Source organism: Cutibacterium sp. LaCa_286, assembly GCF_057198075.1.
In genome coordinates this window covers 2,016,675-2,032,498 of record NZ_CP191091.1, presented here as the reverse complement: position 1 = coordinate 2,032,498, position 15,824 = coordinate 2,016,675, and the positions used below count along the sequence as shown (strand labels likewise).

Here is a 15,824-nt window from a genome sequence, read left to right as displayed (position 1 = left end):
CAGGGCGGGGTGCGGCGGTGACGCGGTGAACGACCCGCGACGCGGTGAACGACCCGCGACGCGACGCAGCCATCTCGTCATCGTTTCGGTCTGGCCCAAGGAGATGCAGTGAATCCCACCAGCAACGCGAACCATCCACGGAACCATCGGCCGGACGCGGGCCGCACCCCCGATCCCGAGGTCTGGGCCGGGAGGGCACGTCTGGCCCATCGCACCCTGCGGCAGTACTTCCGAGCCGGTCGGGTGCTGCTGCACGAGGCCGTGCCACGTCGCCGCCAGGACCGACGGCACAGCTACGAGTGGCCGCATTCCCAGGTCACGGCCGCCGCCACCGACCTGGCCTGCGTCGGAATCGGCCTGGCCACTGCCCACGACGCTGGCCAGGAGACCTACTGGAGCCCGTTGCGGGGTGCCTACACATCACTGCCGCGCCCGCCGCACGGGGTGGGTGGACGCATCTACATCGACGACAACGCCTGGATGGCGCTCATCCACGTCCAACGAGTACTCGCTGGAATCGGCTCCGACAAGGACCTTCGTCGCGCCCAAGCCATCCATCGCTTCATCCAGCGCTCCCGGGACACCGATCCGAGTCATCCGGCTCCCGGCGGGGTGTTCTGGATGGCCCAGCCGATCTGGGCCACACTGCTCAGCCATTGCCGGTCGGGCGATGGCTCGGGCCGTGGGGATTCACGGTTGCGCGCTGCACCAGACAGGCGGTGTTCTGGGATGCGGGTTGGATCGGCGCTGTCCGGGGGCCTGTTTCGCGCGTCGCACCTGCTCGGCGCGTCGGCCTCGGGCAACCACAGTCGCAACACGGTCTCCACCATGCCGCCGACCCAGTTGGCCCTGCGACTGCACCAGGTCACTGGGGAGGATTGCTTCCTGCGCGACGCCCGGCCCATCTACGAGTGGGCCAGGGAACACATGCTCAGCCCGGACGGTCTGTTCTGGGACAACATCGACCTGGCTGGGAACATCGACCCCACCTTCTGGAGCTACAACCAGGGGGTGCCGATCGGTGTGGAGGCCCTGGCCTGGCAGATCACCGGGTCTGTGGTGCACCGACGTCGCCTCGACGAGATCATCGAGGCGTCCCTGGCGTATTTTCGTCCCGAGGAGCCGGACGGGCCGTTCGACGGGCAGCCGATCTTCTTCAACGCCATCTTCCTCAAGAACCTGCTGCTGGCCTCGGCGATCGTCCCCGATGACCGTGCCATACGGATCACACAGTGCTACGCCGAACGCATGTGGCGCACCCGCTGCGACCAGGACTCGGGACTGTACCGACGCCCCAGTGCCGATCACACCGAGCTGCTGGAGCAGGCTGCGATGGTCCAGCTCTGCGCGGTGCTCGCGGCGGATCCGCGCTGCTGGACGTGGCTGTACTGACGTGCAGGTGTCATCGGGTGTGGGCCGCCCCTGCGCTGATGACTTTCGGAATGCCCGGCAGCGCTCGCCATCGTGCGGCATGGTGTCACTGGCTCGCGTTGATCCAGTACCGATCCACCCGCGCGGTGAGACCACTGGTGATCTCGTAGCTGATCGTCTCGGCAGCTGCGGCCATGTCATCGGCGGTGATCGTCTCGCCTGACTGACTGCCGATGAGGACGGCCTCGTCGCCCACCTTGGTTCCGGCGTGCGGGCCGACGTCGACCATGATCTGATCCATGCAGACCCGTCCGACCACCGGACAGCGCCGGCCACCCAGCAGCACGACGCCCCGGTTGGAGAGCAGCCGGGGAAATCCGTCGGCATACCCCACCGGGATGGTGGCGATGGTCGTGCTTCGCTCGGCGGTCCAGGTGCGTCCGTACCCGATGCTGGTGCCGGGGGCCACCTGTTTGACGAATGACACCCAGCTGCGCCACGCGAGGGCAGGGCGCAGGTTGGCGCGCTGCAGGCTCGGATTGGGGTCGTAGCCGTAGGCGGCGATGCCGGTGCGCACCATCGTCGTCGCTCCCAGGTCGTGGCCGAGGACGGCACCGGAGTTGGCCACGTGCACTTGGGCGATGGGTCCTCGGGACGTGGCGGTACGCTCCACGGCAGCCAGGAAGTCCTCGATCTGGTGGGTGGTGAAGTCCTCACCGTCAGGGGTGTCTGCCAGGGGAAGGTGCGTGAAGACTCCCTCGAGCTCGAGGCTGGGCTCTCGGTCGACGAGGTCTGCCAGACGCAGCAATTCCTCGGCTGGCAGTCCGATGCGTCCCATGCCCGTGTCCACGCCGATGTGGACCTTGACGGTGCGAGCCAGACGGCGTGCGGCTCGACCGGTGGCCGCAATGTTCGTGTCGTCGGTGACGGTGAGCCGCATTCCCGATGTGGCGGCGGCATCGAGGTCGTGTGGCAGGGCGGGGGAGAGCTTGAGGATTGGTCTGGTGATGCCGGCGGCGATGAGTTCCTGGCCCTCGGCGACGTTGGCGACGGCGAACCAGTCGGCGGCGTTGGTGCGTTGGGCCTCCAGGGCACACTGGCTGGCTCCGTGACCGTAGCCGTCACCCTTGACGGCGAACATCACCTGTCGCCCCCCGGCCTGCTCACGAACCTGCCCCAGATTGTGGACGATGGCTGCAAGGTCGACGACGGCTTGGGAGGGCGAGGGGCAGTACGGCATGGGTGTCATTGTCCCACTGGTTGCCCCCACGACGGGAACCTGCACGGTGGCCCCAGACGGTGGGAAGCCTGCGGGGTGATGCTGGTGGCTCAGCCCATCCGCCGGGACGGGAACTGCTCCTTGGCGTAGCGTGCGACCTGCCAGGTGGCCATGCCGTCGGTGCCGGCACCGATACCTCCACCGAGCAGCGGGATCTTCTTCATACCCATGACAGCCACCCGTTTGCCGGTGGCCAGGCTGCCCAAGGTCTCGACGACGTGGGTGGCCACGGTCTTCTCCAGCTCCGGGTCGCTCACCGGGGCGGTGGCCATCGCCATGGGTGTGCTGGGGATCTTCTCGTTCCGGATGAGCTCGTCCACGTTGTCCTGGGTGAGCAGGCAGGTGAAGATCGCCGTGCGCACCCGGGGATCGTCGACGTCGTAACCGCGCAGATGGGAAATCGCGGCGACCATGCGTGCCTGCAGGGTGGCAAGGGCACTCATGTTCGCTGGTAGAGCCACCGGGATGGTGACCCAGCCGCCCAGGTTCGCCAGGAACCCCTGGGCCCCGGCCATCCCGATGTGGTTGCGCACCAAGACGTCGATGGCGGCCTCGACCTCACCCTTGCGGTTCAGCGTCGTGCCAGCGGCCTTGCGGGCTCCCGGCAGCGGCCCGGCACCGTCGATGGCGACGTCCATGATGGTGCGAAACACCGACAACGCCGCGTTCGGTGCCACGACGAGGGCCTTGGACAGGGCTTCGCCAGACTTGCTCATGGCCACGATCCTTCCTGAGACTCTCCTCCAGCCTATCGACGCCCGCAACCGGCGTGACGCAGCTGGGCGAAGACTGCACGACGGACTCTCCCGATGACCGTTGCCGCCACGTGGTGTGAGAGGGCCGGGGTGGCCTGAACCATGATGGGGTGTCGGGATGCGCGAATCTCGGCGCAGCTTCGGCCGCCGATGGCGTCATGCCTCGCTGTTCTGCCGAGGCTGGCTGCCTAGGCTGGAGTACATGGACCTTTTCGGTGACCCGGACCAGTGGCCTGACTCCGACCTGCTGTGTCTGACGGGGGTGCTTGGCCCGCATCTGGTGCTCGCCGCCCTGCACGAGGGCGTCTTTCCCATGCCGCTGGGTGATGACGCACCGCGTGAGTACCGGGGTGCCACGGCGTGGTGGTCGCCGCAACGTCGCGGCGTCCTGCCCTTGGACCGCCTCAGCCTCTCCTCCAGCCTGCGCAAGACCACCAAGCATCGCACGACCACGGTGGACCAGGCCTTCGACCGGGTCATCGAGCGCTGCGCCGACCCGTCTCGACCGGGTGGCTGGATCGACTCGACGATCATCGACAGCTACACCGAATTGCACCACAACGGCTGGGCCCACTCGGTGGAGACGTGGGACGAGGACGGACGGCTGGTCGGTGGGCTGTACGGGGTGAGCGTCGGCGGGTTGTTCAGCGGCGAATCCATGTTCCACGACTCGGTGCATGGCCGGGACGCCTCCAAGACCGCGCTCATTCGGCTCGTCCTGGAGCTGGGGGAGAGCAGCCATGCTCCGACGGTCGACCAGGAGTCCTGCCGCGACGCCACATCACACACCTTGTCTGAACCGTCCGCGTCCGGTGAGCCGACCAGTGCCGCCCAGGCTGCCCCCTCCGGCTGCCCTGCCTCCGGGTGGCGGCCTGTGCTCGTCCACCCCACTGCACTGCTCGACGTGCAGTGGCTCACACCCCATCTGGCCAGCCTGGGAGCAGTCGAGATCGATCGTGCCGAATACCTCCACCAGCTCGAGGGCGTCTTGGCTACTCCCGGGCCGCGCTGGCGTACCGATCGTCTCACTGGCCCCCAGATGCTCACCGAGCTCGCACGGCGCGGCTAGACTCCTACCCATGATCGACCCCAAGCTGCTGCGCACAGATCCAGACGTCATCCGTCGTTCCCAGATCGCCCGGGGTGAGGACCCATCGGTGGTTGACGAGCTCATCACCGCCGACGAGACTCGCCGGCACGCGATCGCGGCTCATGAGTCGGCCCGTGCCGAGCAGAAGGGTCTGGGCAAGAAGATCGCCCAGGCCAGGGGTGACGAGAAGGCCGCCCTGCTGGCCCGTACCAAGGAGCTCTCCACCCAGGTGGGCCAGCTCAAGGACGAGGCCGCCGCAGCCGAGGAACGATTCACCGAACTCGCCAAGACCGTGGGCAACATCGTCATCGACGGCGTGCCCGCTGGTGGTGAGGACGAGGGCGTCGTCATCGAGACGATCGGCACCCCGCGCGACTTCGCAGCCGAGGGATTCGAGCCCAAGGACCATCTGGAGATCGGTGAGGCGCTGCACGCCATCGACATGGAGCGGGGCACGAAGATCTCTGGGTCGCGGTTCTACGTGCTCACCGGCATTGGCGCACAGCTGGAGTTCGCCCTGCTCAATCTGGCCATGTCCAAGGCCGCCACGTGGGGATTCACCCCGATGATCCCCCCGGCGCTGGTCAAGCCGTCGGCCATGGAGGGCACCGGATTCCTCGGCCAGGCCGCCGACGACGTCTACTACCTGCCCAAGGACGAGCAGTACCTCGTCGGTACCTCCGAGGTGGCCCTGGCCGCCTTCCACTCCGGTGAGATCCTCGACGACGCCGAGCTGCCCAGGCAGTATGTGGCGTTCTCCCCGTGCTACCGACGCGAGGCCGGTTCCTATGGCAAGGACACCCGGGGCATCTTCCGCGTCCACTGGTTCGACAAGGTCGAGATGTTCGTCCACTGTCTGCCCGCCGATGCCGAGGCATGGCACGAGAAGCTGCTCGGATTCGAGAAGGAGTTCATCGAGGCCCTGGAGATCCCGTTCCAGGTGCTCGACGTGGCCTCCGGTGACCTGGGACTGTCTGCGGCACGCAAGTACGACTGCTACGGCTGGCTGCCGACCCAGAACCGCTACCGCGAGATCACCTCGACCTCCAACTGCACCACCTTCCAGGCCCGACGCCTGTCCATCCGCCACCGCGGCCCCGACGGCGTCGAGCCGCTGGCCACCCTCAATGGCACCCTGTGCGCCATGACCCGCATCATCATCATGGTGCTGGAGAACCATCAGCAGGCCGACGGCTCGGTGCGGGTGCCGCAGGCCCTGCGCCCCTTCCTGGGCGGTGCCGAGGTGCTGCGTCCCCAGAACTGAGGCAGGTGGGCGCGCAGCAGGATCGATTCATGGGCGACGAGGTCGACGACTACTATCGCGAACTGCCCGACGGCACCATCAAGCAGCGTAACCCGTTCACCGGGACGCAGGTGTGGACGGTGCCGGGGCGGGCCGCCCGACCGCTGGGCGGGCCCGTCGACAATCCGCGTCCCCTCACGCACGCCGACCGAACCTCGGCGTGCGCGTTCTGCGTCGACCGGTACCTGCAGACGCCGCCGGAGAAGGCGCGTCTCGTCGACGACCCGGAGTGTTCTGCCCCTTCTTGTTCTGACGCCGCAGGGGCTGGCGGCGCAGGAACTGACTGCGATCCGCGCTGGCCGGGACGCCGTCTGATCCGTCAGGTGCCCGCCGATCAGCTCGATGCGACCACCGCGCAGTTCCGTCGCATCCCGAACCTGTTCGAGATCCTGCCCTGGCAGTACTGGCAGATGAACCACGGGCTCGTCATGCCCGAGTCGGCCCGCTCCTGGCAGGACGAGTACCTCGCCGACCCCGCCGGACGCGCTCACGTCCAGGCCGTGCTCGACGCCCGGTTCCGCGCTGCGGGGCGGCAGCTGCGAGCCGAGGACCTGTCCGACGACGCCCTGCGTGACGAGTCCGCCGCTTTCTTCGCCGGGGGACACGACGTCATCGTCGGCAGGCGTCATTACACCGACGACGCCACGACGACCGCCGATCTGGCCGGTTCGGGAACCCTCAGCGTCGCCGAGCACCGTGCATTCATCGCCCTGACGGTCGCCACGATGGGCGACCTCTACGCACAGAACCCGCGGGTGCGGTTCGTCGTGGCCTTCCAGAACTGGCTCAAGCCGGCCGGGGCGTCCTTCGACCACCTGCACAAGCAGTTGGTGGCCATCGACGAACTGGGTACCCGGAACCAGACGGTGCTGCCCAAGGCCGTGGTCGACCCGGACATCTACAACCGCTTCGGTCCTGACTTCGCTATCGACCACGGACTCGTCCTGGCCCGCAACGAGCACGCCCTGGCCACAGTCGGGTTCGGGCACCGCTACCCGTCGGTGGAGATCTGGTCGACCAGCGCCCTCGACCAGCCCTGGCGCATGGAGCCCGAGGAGGTTGACGCGATGGCTGACCTCGTGCACGCCGTGCACGTGGTGGTCGGGCCGCACGTGCCGTGCAACGAGGAGTGGCACCACCGCCCGGTCGGGGTGGGGGCGCCCGTCCCGTGGCGGATCAACCTCAAACTGAGGGTCTCCACCTTGGCCGGTTTCGAGGGGGGCACCAAGATCTACGTCAACGCCATCTCCCCGGCCAGCCTCACCTCCCGGCTGCTGCCCGAGATGGTGCGCGCCCGCGAGGCGGGGCTCATCGCCCCGATGGACCTGGGCGACGAGTGCAGCGTGCCGCGCGGGGTGCTCGCCTCGACGCGGGTGCGCGGCTGAGGAAGATGCGTGTGCCCGCGGCCCCACTGTGCCCGCGCCCGCGTGTGACATGAGGCACGATCTCGTTGCCGTATGTGGGGTGTTCCACATACTCGGGCGCAGCTGAACCAAGAATTCACCTTCGTGTAGCCCTCACGTCGCCCAATATTCTTCGGATGTCACTTGACGGCATATATCTTCTCCGTGGGCGTGCGGGGTATGAGTATTCCGCCCTGACGAAGGAGCGGCGTGTCTGAAACGGCTGTGGAAAGGCCTCTGGCCAAACAAGGAAAACGTCAGGAGAGGCTTCTCTTCCTGGCTCTCATCGCCCCTAACCTCATTCTCATCCTGTTGTTCGTGTACCGCCCTCTGGTGATGAACGTCTATTACTCGACGTTGGACTGGACGCTCGGTAGTCCGACGGCCAGAAAAGTGGGCTTCGCCAACTACGTCGAGTTCTTCTCGAGTCACGAGGCGGCTGACGTCCTGCGTACCACGGCGATCTTCACCGTGGGCACGGTCGGTGGCGCGATGGCGCTCGGGCTGGCGATGGCGGTGGTCCTCAACCGTAAGCTCGTCGGGAGGACCCCTGCGCGAACCACGGTGTTCGCACCCTACGTGCTGTCAGGAGTCGGCGTCGGGCTCGTCTGGTCGTTCATCTTCGACCCGGTCGGAGGCCTTCTCGCCGCTGTTCTGCGAGGCTGGGGAATGCGCTCACCGGAGTGGTTCAACCAGCCCGGCTTGGCCCTGACGATGATCATCATCGTCTACGTCTGGAAAAACCTCGGTTACTGCGCCGTGATCTATCTTGCCGGGCTCCAGTCGGTGCCTCGTGACCTTCTCGAGGCGGCCTCTCTTGACGGCGCCTCAGGGCATCGGCAGTTCTGGTCGATCATCTGGCCACTGCTCTCACCGACAACATTCTTCCTCATGCTCACGACGATTCTCTCGTCGCTGCAGGCGTTTGACCTCATCCGCATCATGACTCCCACAGGACTGGGCACGACGACTCTCATGTACGACGTGTACATGCAGGCCTTCGGTGGCTACAACCGGGCCGGATACGCCTCGGCGGTGTCCACCGTGCTGCTGGTCATCCTGCTGGTGCTGACGGTGATCCAGTTGCGTTACCTCGAGAAGAAGGTGCACTACGCATGAGTTCCCCCGCTGTTGGCGCTACTCGTCCTGTGTCATTGATGGGACGACGGAACTCCGGACACCACCGCAAGTTCGCATCCCGGGTTCTCGGTGGATACCTGCCGATGATTGTGGCGAGCCTCATCATCATTCTGCCGCTGTTGTGGATGGCTCTCGGGTCGTTCAAGCAGGCCTCCGAGGTCGTCACGCAGACGCCCGTCTGGTGGCCGCACCACTGGAGTTTCGACGCGTATGTCCAGGCCTCGCACAAGGTCAATTTCCCGCGCCTCTTTCTCAACTCGATGATCGTCACCCTCGTGGGGTCCGTGCTCAAACTCGCCCTCGCAGTCACCAGCGCCTACGCGCTCGTCTTCGTAGAGTTTCCGCACAAGAAACTGATCTTCCTGGGAATGCTCGTCGCCCTCATGGTGCCGCCCCAGGTGTCGCTCATTCCGAACTACGTTCTCGTCGCTGACCTCGGTGGAGTCGACACGTACTGGGGAATTATTCTCCCCGGTCTCGGCACGGCGTTCGGCACGTTCCTGCTGCGTCAGCACTTCCTCTCCCTTCCTGAGGAGGTCCTCGAGGCGGCGGCGCTCGACGGGGCCGGTCACATGACCCGGCTGTTCCGCATGGTGCTGCCGATGTCGACCCCCTCCGTGGCGACGGTCGCCCTCGTCACGATCGTCGACGAGTGGAACAACTACATCTGGCCGTTGGTCATCACGAACTCCGCCAATCACATGACGCTTCCGGTGGGTCTGACCATGCTGCGCAACATCGAGGGCGACCCGAGTTCGTACCCGGTTCTCATGGCCGGTTCCGTGGTCGTCATCCTGCCGATTCTCGTCATCTTCATGTTCCTGCAGAAATACATCGTCGCCGGCCTCACGCAGGGCGCCGTCAAGTGACGTCCTGACTTGTCTTTCCTCGCCATTCCGCTCTCACTTCAAGGAGAACCATGTCCATCGAACAGCTCACGACTGCTGCACTCGGGCGTCGGAAGCTACTCAGCGGTATCGGCCTCGGGCTGGGGGCGTTCGCCCTCGCCGGGTGCTCCGGTCCGTCCACTGATTCCAGCAATTCGTCCTCGACCTCCGCCGACCCGAACGGACCCGATTTCAACGACGTCGAGCCGGCTAAGTCGATCACGTTCTGGTCGAACCACCCCGGTGGCTCGGAGGCCGTGACGAAGAAGATCATCGAGAAGTTCACCGCCAGCAGCGGCATCGAGGTCAAGCTCGTCACCGCCGGCAGCACCTACGAGGACGTCGCCCAGAAGTTCCAGAGCGCCCAAGCCGGCGGGCAGCTGCCCGACATGGTCAACCTGTCCGACGTGTGGTGGTTCCGCTACCTGCTGCAGGACTCGATCATCCCGCTGGGCAACGTGCTCAAGGCCGCCGGCGTCAAGACCGACGACTACCGCGAATCGCTGCTCGCCGACTACCAGTACAAGGGCAGCCAGTGGTGCGTGCCGTGGGCCCGCTCCACGCCGATCTTCTACTACAACAAGGAGCACTGGAAGAAGGCCGGGCTGCCCGACCGCGCCCCGAGCACCTGGGAGGAGTTCGACTCCTGGACCAGCAAGCTCAAGAGCGCCAACACCGGCGCGCAGCACGTCTACGAGTACCCGGCGCTGGCCGACTACGCGGGATGGACGCTGCAGAACGTGCTGTGGGGCTTCGGCGGAGGCTGGGGCAGCAGCGAGAACTTCGACATCACGTGTGACTCCCCGGAGTCGGTCAAGGCGCTGAAGTTCGTGCAGGACAGCGTGTACAGCAAGGGCTGGGCGGGCGTGTCGTCGAAGGAGAGCACCGACGACCTCGCTGCCGGGGCGTGCAGCGCGACCATCGGTTCGACGGGCTCCCTCGTCGGCGTCCAGAAGGCCGCCAAGTTCGGCGTCGGCGTCGGCAACCTGCCCGGTGGCCCCGCCGCCTCGACCAAGATCTGCCCGACCGGCGGTTGCGGACTCGGCATCGTCAAGAAGTCCGACAAGGCCCATCAGTTGGCCGCTGCCAAGTTCATCGGGTTCCTCACCAACCCGCGGAGCACCGTCGACTTCTCCGCGGTGACCGGTTACATGCCGGTGCGCAAGTCGGCTGACACGAGCAAACTCCTCAAGGACGACCCGCTCATCGGCACCGCGATCAAGCAGTTGGACGTCACCAAGATCCAGTCGTACGCGCGTGTCTTCCTGCCCGGCGCCGACCAGGAGATGGCCAAGGCCGTGAGCAAGATCCTCACCCAGAAGGCTGATGTTGACGCCACGATGAAGCAGCTCAGGACCACGCTGCAGAAGATCTACGACTCGCAGGTGAAGCCCAAGCTCCACTGAGGTCGGCGGTCCAAGACCTCCATGGGTGTGGCCCACCGGGAATTCCCGGTGGGCCACACCCATGTCTCGCTCAGGAAGACCCGTGTGCCCGCGGCCCCACGGCGCCTGGACCCCGGGCCGATCCGCACCCCGACCCATCGCGTGGGATCCGTGTGCGAATGCCGCATCGGCCCGGGAATATTTGCCCGCCCTGCTAGGTTGAGTCTGTGTCACTCAAGTTTTGACGCCACCACCGTGGTGGCGCGCTTGGGAGCTGACCAAGTGAGGCATCCATGGACACGAATTTGACCACCATGAGTCGTGATGCGGTGACCGCCGCGTCACGGCACGCGTTGGCTCACGGAAACCCGTCCGTCGAGCCGTCGCACCTTCTGCACGCCCTGTTCACGATCCCCGACAACACGGTTGGACCGCTCGTCTCGAGGCTCGGCGTCGACCCCTCAGGGGTGGACTTGGCCGCCATCACGGCCATGCGGCGCCTGCCGTCCTCGTCGGGCGCGTCGGTGTCGCAGCCGCAGCTGTCGGGAGCGTTCGCCCGCGTCATCGCCGACGCCCAGAACCGCGCCGAGCAGATGGGCGACTCCTTCGTCGCCACCGAGCACCTGCTCATCTCGCTGACCGCGGTCCCCTCGGACGTCCAGCCTGCGCTGGCTTCCCTGGGTCTCAAGCCGGATTCCCTGGCGCGCGCCTTCAACGAGAGCCGCGGCGACCGCCGCGTCACCTCGGAGGAGTCCGAGGGCGGAGAGTCGGCGCTGGCGAAGTACTCGGTCGACCTCACCGAGCGCGCCCGCGCCGGCAAGCTCGACCCCGTCATCGGCCGCGACGCCGAGATCCGGCGCGTCATCCAGGTGCTGGCGCGCCGTACCAAGAACAACCCGGTGCTCATCGGCGAACCCGGCGTCGGGAAGACGGCCGTCGTCGAGGGGCTGGCTCAGCGCGTCGTCGCTGGGGACGTGCCCGACTCCCTCAGGGGTCGCCGAGTCGTCGCCCTCGACCTCGCGTCGATGGTCGCCGGCGCCAAGTACCGCGGTGAGTTCGAGGAGCGCCTCAAGGCCGTTCTCAATGAGATCAAGGACGCTGAGGGGCAGGTCATCACTTTCATCGACGAGCTCCACACCGTCGTGGGCGCCGGTGCGTCCGGCGAGGGCGCGATGGACGCGGGCAACATGCTCAAGCCCATGCTGGCGCGCGGCGAGCTGCGCCTCATCGGCGCGACCACTCTCGACGAGTACCGCGAACGCATCGAGAAGGACCCGGCCCTGGAGCGCCGCTTCCAGCAGGTCTTCGTCGACGAGCCGTCGGTGGAGGCGAGCATCGCGATCCTGCGCGGCCTGCGGGAGCGCTACGAGGCCCATCACAAGGTGCGCATCACCGACGGTGCGCTCGTCGCAGCAGCCACCCTCTCCAACCGTTACATCACCAGTAGGCAGCTTCCTGACAAGGCCATCGATCTCATCGACGAGGCCGCGTCCCGCCTGCGCATGGAGATCGACTCCTCACCCGAGGAGATCGACACCCTGCGCCGCGACGTGGACCGCATGAGGATGGAGGCCTTCGCCCTCGACAAGGAGGACGACCCGGCCAGCGCGCAGCGGCTGGAGCGACTCAACTCCGAGATCGCCGACAGCCAGGAGAAGCTGCGGTCGCTGGAGTCCCGCTGGGAGGCCGAGAAGGCCGGACTCAACCGCGTCGGCGAGCTCAAGACCCAGATCGATGAGCTGCGCACCAAGGCCGAGAAGTTCCAGCGCGAGGGCGACTTCGGCCGTGCCTCCGAGATCCTCTACGGCCAGATCCCCGGCCTGGAGAGGGAGATGGGGGCGGCCGCCGAGGCTGAGGAGCAGACCCCGCGGATGGTCTCCGAGGAGGTCGACGCGCAGGACGTCGCCGAGGTCGTCTCGGCGTGGACCGGCATCCCGGTGGGCCGCATGATGGAGGGCGAGCAGGAGAAGCTGCTGTCGATGGAGGCGCGTCTGCACGAGCGTCTCATCGGCCAGGACCGCGCCGTCAGCTCGGTCGCCGACGCCGTGCGTCGCTCCCGGGCTGGCATCAGCGACCCGAACCGTCCCACCGGCTCGTTCCTCTTCCTCGGCCCGACCGGCGTCGGCAAGACGGAGCTGGCCAAGTCGCTGGCCCAGTTCCTCTTTGACGACGAGACGGCGATGGTGCGTATCGACATGAGCGAGTACATGGAGAAGTACTCCGTCTCGCGCCTCGTCGGTGCGCCCCCGGGATACGTCGGTTACGAGGAGGGCGGCCAGCTCACCGAGTCCGTGCGGCGTCGTCCGTACAGCGTCATCCTGCTTGACGAGGTGGAGAAGGCCCATCCGGACGTCTTCAATATCCTACTGCAGGTGCTGGACGACGGCCGTCTGACCGACGGTCAGGGCCGCACGGTGGACTTCCGCAACACGATCCTCGTGCTCACCAGCAATCTGGGCTCGCAGTTCCTCTCCGACCCGTCGATGGACGACGAGGCCAAGCGCGAGGCGGTCATGGGTGCGGTGCGTCAGGCGTTCCGCCCCGAGTTCCTCAACCGGCTCGACGACATCGTCATGTTCGACCCGCTGTCCGAGGCTGATCTGACGCGCATCGTCGACATCAACCTGGAACGCCTCAACGCGCGGATGGCCGAACGGCGTATCAGCGTCGAGGTGACGCCGGCCGGCAAGCAGTGGCTGGCCCGCACCGGTTTCGACCCGGTCTACGGCGCCCGTCCGCTGCGTCGGCTTATCCAGACGAGCGTCGAGAACCCGCTGGCGCGCTCGGTGCTGTCGGGCGAGGTGACCGAGGGCAGCACGGTGTCCTTCGACGTCGACGAGGACGCGGACAAGCTCGTCATCGTCTGACGTTCCCCGGCTTGACGTCCAGGGCCCCACGGCTGTGTGACGAGGGGGTCGGCGGCGCCGGGAGTGTTCGCTCTCGGCGCCGCCGGCCATTGCTGTCGTACCTGCCGGGTAACGTGCTGGCCGACACATGTCTTGGGACAGGGACGAGGAGAAGTTTGTGACGGATGCCGGGCCTAGCGACAGGACGATCACCTCGCTCATCCCCGCACGGATCGACCGATTGCCGTGGGCGAAGTTCCACACCATGGTCATCGTCGGTCTGGGTGCGGCGTGGATCCTCGACGGCATCGAGGTGCAGATCGTCGCCGCCAACGGGTTCGCGTCGTCCCTGCACATGTCGACCGCACAGGTCACCGCGGCCGCGACGTTCTACCTGTTCGGGCAGGTGCTCGGCGCGCTGTTCTTCGGCAAACTCACCGACCGCGTCGGCCGCAAGAAACTCTTCACGCTGACCCTGCTGGTGTACCTGCTCGGCTCGGGCATCGCCGGTCTGTCTTTCGCGCCGTGGTTCCTCTACCTGTGCCGGTTCATCGCCGGGTCGGGCATCGGCGGTGAGTACTCGGCGATCAACTCGGCCATCGACGAACTCATTCCGGCGCGCTACCGCGGTCGCGTCGACCTGGCGGTCAACGGCACCTACTGGGCCGGCGTCATGCTCGGGTCAGTGGCGACGATCTACCTGCTCGACCCGGCCAACGTCCCGGAGTTCTGGGGTTGGCGCATCGGCTTCTTCCTCGGCCCGGTGCTCGGTCTCGTCCTCATCCTCATCCGCCAGCACATCCCGGAGTCGCCGCGCTGGATGCTCACCCACGGCTACGGCAAGCAGGCCGAGGAGATCGTTGCGAGCATCGAGGAGGACGTGCGCTCGTCGGGTCACGAACTCGACGAGGTCAGCGACGACCAGGCCATCACCCTGGAGCCGGAGGTACGTCGCACCGGTCACCGCAGCGCGGCTCAGTGGTGGGCGCAGGTGCGCACCTCGGCGGCACAGCTGCGTGACGTCTTCCTGCGCCGCTACTGGAAGCGCACCGTTCTGGGCGTCACCCTCATGGTGACCCAATCGTTTCTCTACAACGCCATCTTCTTCACGTACGAGATCGTGCTGTCGAAGTTCTACTTCGTCTCCAAGGCCAGCGTCGGCATGTACATGATCCCGTTCGCCCTGGGTAACCTGCTCGGACCGCTGCTGCTGGGCCGGTTCTTCGACACGGTCGGACGCCGCAAGATGATCTTCGGGACGTACGCCTTCGCGGCCGTGGTCCTGGCGGCGAGCGCGGTGCTGTTCCAGCGTGGCGCGCTCACCCCGACCACCCACACGATCTTCTGGTGCGTGGCGTTCTTCTTCGCCAGCGCGGGGGCGTCGTCGGCGTACCTGACGGTCTCGGAGATCTTCCCGCTGGAGGTGCGCGGCCAGGCGATCAGCTACTTCTTCTCGATCGCCCAGATCGCCGGCGCCATCGCCCCGCTGATCTTCGGCAACCTCATCGGCGACGGGTCGTCGCGTGGCCCGCTCGTGGCCGGGTACCTCATCGGTTCGGGGATCATGCTCATCGGCGGTCTCGTCGCCCTGTTCCTGGGTGTTGACGCCGAGGGCAAGGGGTTGGAGGCCATCACCGACCCGCTGAGCCGTGATCGAGCCAAGCAGTCCGACAACGCCGGCGTGCCCGCGTGAAGAGGGAGGAGTCCGTCATGACGCAGAAGAATTCAGTGCAGGTCGGGGGAGTGGCACCGGTCGGTGGGGCGGCGTCCGGTGGTGCTGCGGCATCGTCGGTTGACCACCCTGTGTGGGCGGGAGCCGTCGTCGTGGGCGTCAGCATGAAGTCCGGATCGCCGGCCGCGCTCAAGTGGGGGCTCGCGGAGGCTCGTCGGCGTGGCTGCCCGATGGTGGCGTTGACGGCGTTCCGGGCGACGGCGTCGGCGGGAACGCTGCGTCCCACGCCCGCGCGCGGTGCTGACAACTCTGACGCCATGGCGCGAGCGGCGTTGGCGGACGTGCGGCGACTCGTGCACGTCGCCCTCGGCGAGCACTGCGAGACGGCGTTCGACGTCCAGCTCGCGGCGGTGAGGGGTGCGCGCAAGGAGGTCCTGGTGCGCGTGAGCGGCGACGCCGACCTGCTCGTCATTGACGGGTCGAGCGTGGACCCGGAGCCGGTGTTCGCCAGCTATCTGCTGCGCAACGCGCAGTGCCCGGTTGTCGTCATGCCCAAACCGATCAGGCGGGATCCCGGGAGCATCCAGGTGCCCGGGCTCACGTCGGGCGTCTGAGGACCGCGTCGCGTAGGGTCCAACCTCCGGGCGCGGTGGCCCAGCAGGAACGACGGGCCGGGGCGTGCCAGCTGGCCCC

12 protein-coding genes are annotated in these 15,824 nt (G+C 66.8%); 10 read left to right on the top strand and 2 right to left on the bottom strand.

Annotated elements, in window-relative coordinates:
* Positions 1 to 108 precede the first annotated feature (108 nt).
* Positions 109 to 1,392, top strand: coding sequence for a glycoside hydrolase family 76 protein (locus ACP8JZ_RS08850; RefSeq protein ID WP_484482431.1), 1,284 nt, complete (start codon positions 109 to 111; stop codon positions 1,390 to 1,392).
* 85 nt (positions 1,393 to 1,477) lie between these two features.
* Here the strand turns inward: ACP8JZ_RS08850 and alr are convergent, their stop codons facing one another.
* On the bottom strand, positions 1,478 to 2,611 hold the full coding sequence (gene alr / locus ACP8JZ_RS08845) for an alanine racemase (protein ID WP_484482430.1): 1,134 nt from the start codon (positions 2,609 to 2,611) through the stop codon (positions 1,478 to 1,480).
* 89 nt (positions 2,612 to 2,700) lie between these two features.
* A complete protein-coding gene (locus ACP8JZ_RS08840) occupies positions 2,701 to 3,366 on the bottom strand; it encodes an EcsC family protein (RefSeq protein ID WP_306516660.1) in 666 nt (221 codons plus the stop codon).
* Between the two features lie 241 nt (positions 3,367 to 3,607).
* Here ACP8JZ_RS08840 and ACP8JZ_RS08835 point away from each other — a divergent pair, with 241 nt between their 5' ends.
* From ACP8JZ_RS08835 to ACP8JZ_RS08795, 9 genes are all read left to right on the top strand, one after another.
* Positions 3,608 to 4,474: a leucyl/phenylalanyl-tRNA--protein transferase gene (locus ACP8JZ_RS08835; protein ID WP_484482429.1), complete on the top strand. Its 867-nt coding sequence runs from the start codon at positions 3,608 to 3,610 to the stop codon at positions 4,472 to 4,474.
* Positions 4,475 to 4,484: 10 nt separating this feature from the next.
* Complete coding sequence (serS, locus tag ACP8JZ_RS08830) at positions 4,485 to 5,759, top strand: serine--tRNA ligase (protein ID WP_306516659.1); 1,275 nt, start codon at positions 4,485 to 4,487, stop codon at positions 5,757 to 5,759.
* Between the two features lie 29 nt (positions 5,760 to 5,788).
* The gene (locus tag ACP8JZ_RS08825; protein WP_306516658.1) at positions 5,789 to 7,183 is read left to right on the top strand and encodes a DUF4921 family protein; all 1,395 of its coding nucleotides are present in this window, start codon (positions 5,789 to 5,791) and stop codon (positions 7,181 to 7,183) included.
* Between the two features lie 228 nt (positions 7,184 to 7,411).
* Positions 7,412 to 8,320: a carbohydrate ABC transporter permease gene (locus ACP8JZ_RS08820; RefSeq protein ID WP_306516657.1), complete on the top strand. Its 909-nt coding sequence runs from the start codon at positions 7,412 to 7,414 to the stop codon at positions 8,318 to 8,320.
* Positions 8,321 to 8,358: 38 nt separating this feature from the next.
* On the top strand, positions 8,359 to 9,210 hold the full coding sequence (locus ACP8JZ_RS08815; RefSeq protein WP_306516656.1) for a carbohydrate ABC transporter permease: 852 nt from the start codon (positions 8,359 to 8,361) through the stop codon (positions 9,208 to 9,210).
* A 50-nt stretch (positions 9,211 to 9,260) separates the two neighbouring features.
* Positions 9,261 to 10,634: an ABC transporter substrate-binding protein gene (locus ACP8JZ_RS08810; RefSeq protein ID WP_277102073.1), complete on the top strand. Its 1,374-nt coding sequence runs from the start codon at positions 9,261 to 9,263 to the stop codon at positions 10,632 to 10,634.
* Positions 10,635 to 10,906: 272 nt separating this feature from the next.
* A complete protein-coding gene (gene clpB / locus ACP8JZ_RS08805; RefSeq protein ID WP_306516655.1) occupies positions 10,907 to 13,480 on the top strand; it encodes an ATP-dependent chaperone ClpB in 2,574 nt (857 codons plus the stop codon).
* A gap of 127 nt (positions 13,481 to 13,607) precedes the next feature.
* Entirely contained in the window at positions 13,608 to 15,152 is a 1,545-nt protein-coding gene (locus tag ACP8JZ_RS08800; protein ID WP_323458166.1) for an MFS transporter, read from the top strand.
* A gap of 17 nt (positions 15,153 to 15,169) precedes the next feature.
* Positions 15,170 to 15,745: a universal stress protein gene (locus tag ACP8JZ_RS08795; protein WP_306516653.1), complete on the top strand. Its 576-nt coding sequence runs from the start codon at positions 15,170 to 15,172 to the stop codon at positions 15,743 to 15,745.
* Positions 15,746 to 15,824: the final 79 nt, after the last annotated feature.

Coding starts and splice junctions, on each gene's coding strand:
- clpB (WP_306516655.1), top strand. CDS start 10,907: ATGGACACGAATTTGACCACCATGAGTCGTGATGCGGTGACCGCCGCG.
- ACP8JZ_RS08795 (WP_306516653.1), top strand. CDS start 15,170: ATGACGCAGAAGAATTCAGTGCAGGTCGGGGGAGTGGCACCGGTCGGT.
- ACP8JZ_RS08840 (WP_306516660.1), bottom strand. CDS start 3,366: ATGAGCAAGTCTGGCGAAGCCCTGTCCAAGGCCCTCGTCGTGGCACCG.
- ACP8JZ_RS08800 (WP_323458166.1), top strand. CDS start 13,608: ATGTCTTGGGACAGGGACGAGGAGAAGTTTGTGACGGATGCCGGGCCT.
- ACP8JZ_RS08810 (WP_277102073.1), top strand. CDS start 9,261: ATGTCCATCGAACAGCTCACGACTGCTGCACTCGGGCGTCGGAAGCTA.
- ACP8JZ_RS08815 (WP_306516656.1), top strand. CDS start 8,359: ATGGGACGACGGAACTCCGGACACCACCGCAAGTTCGCATCCCGGGTT.
- alr (WP_484482430.1), bottom strand. CDS start 2,611: ATGCCGTACTGCCCCTCGCCCTCCCAAGCCGTCGTCGACCTTGCAGCC.
- ACP8JZ_RS08835 (WP_484482429.1), top strand. CDS start 3,608: ATGGACCTTTTCGGTGACCCGGACCAGTGGCCTGACTCCGACCTGCTG.
- ACP8JZ_RS08825 (WP_306516658.1), top strand. CDS start 5,789: ATGGGCGACGAGGTCGACGACTACTATCGCGAACTGCCCGACGGCACC.
- serS (WP_306516659.1), top strand. CDS start 4,485: ATGATCGACCCCAAGCTGCTGCGCACAGATCCAGACGTCATCCGTCGT.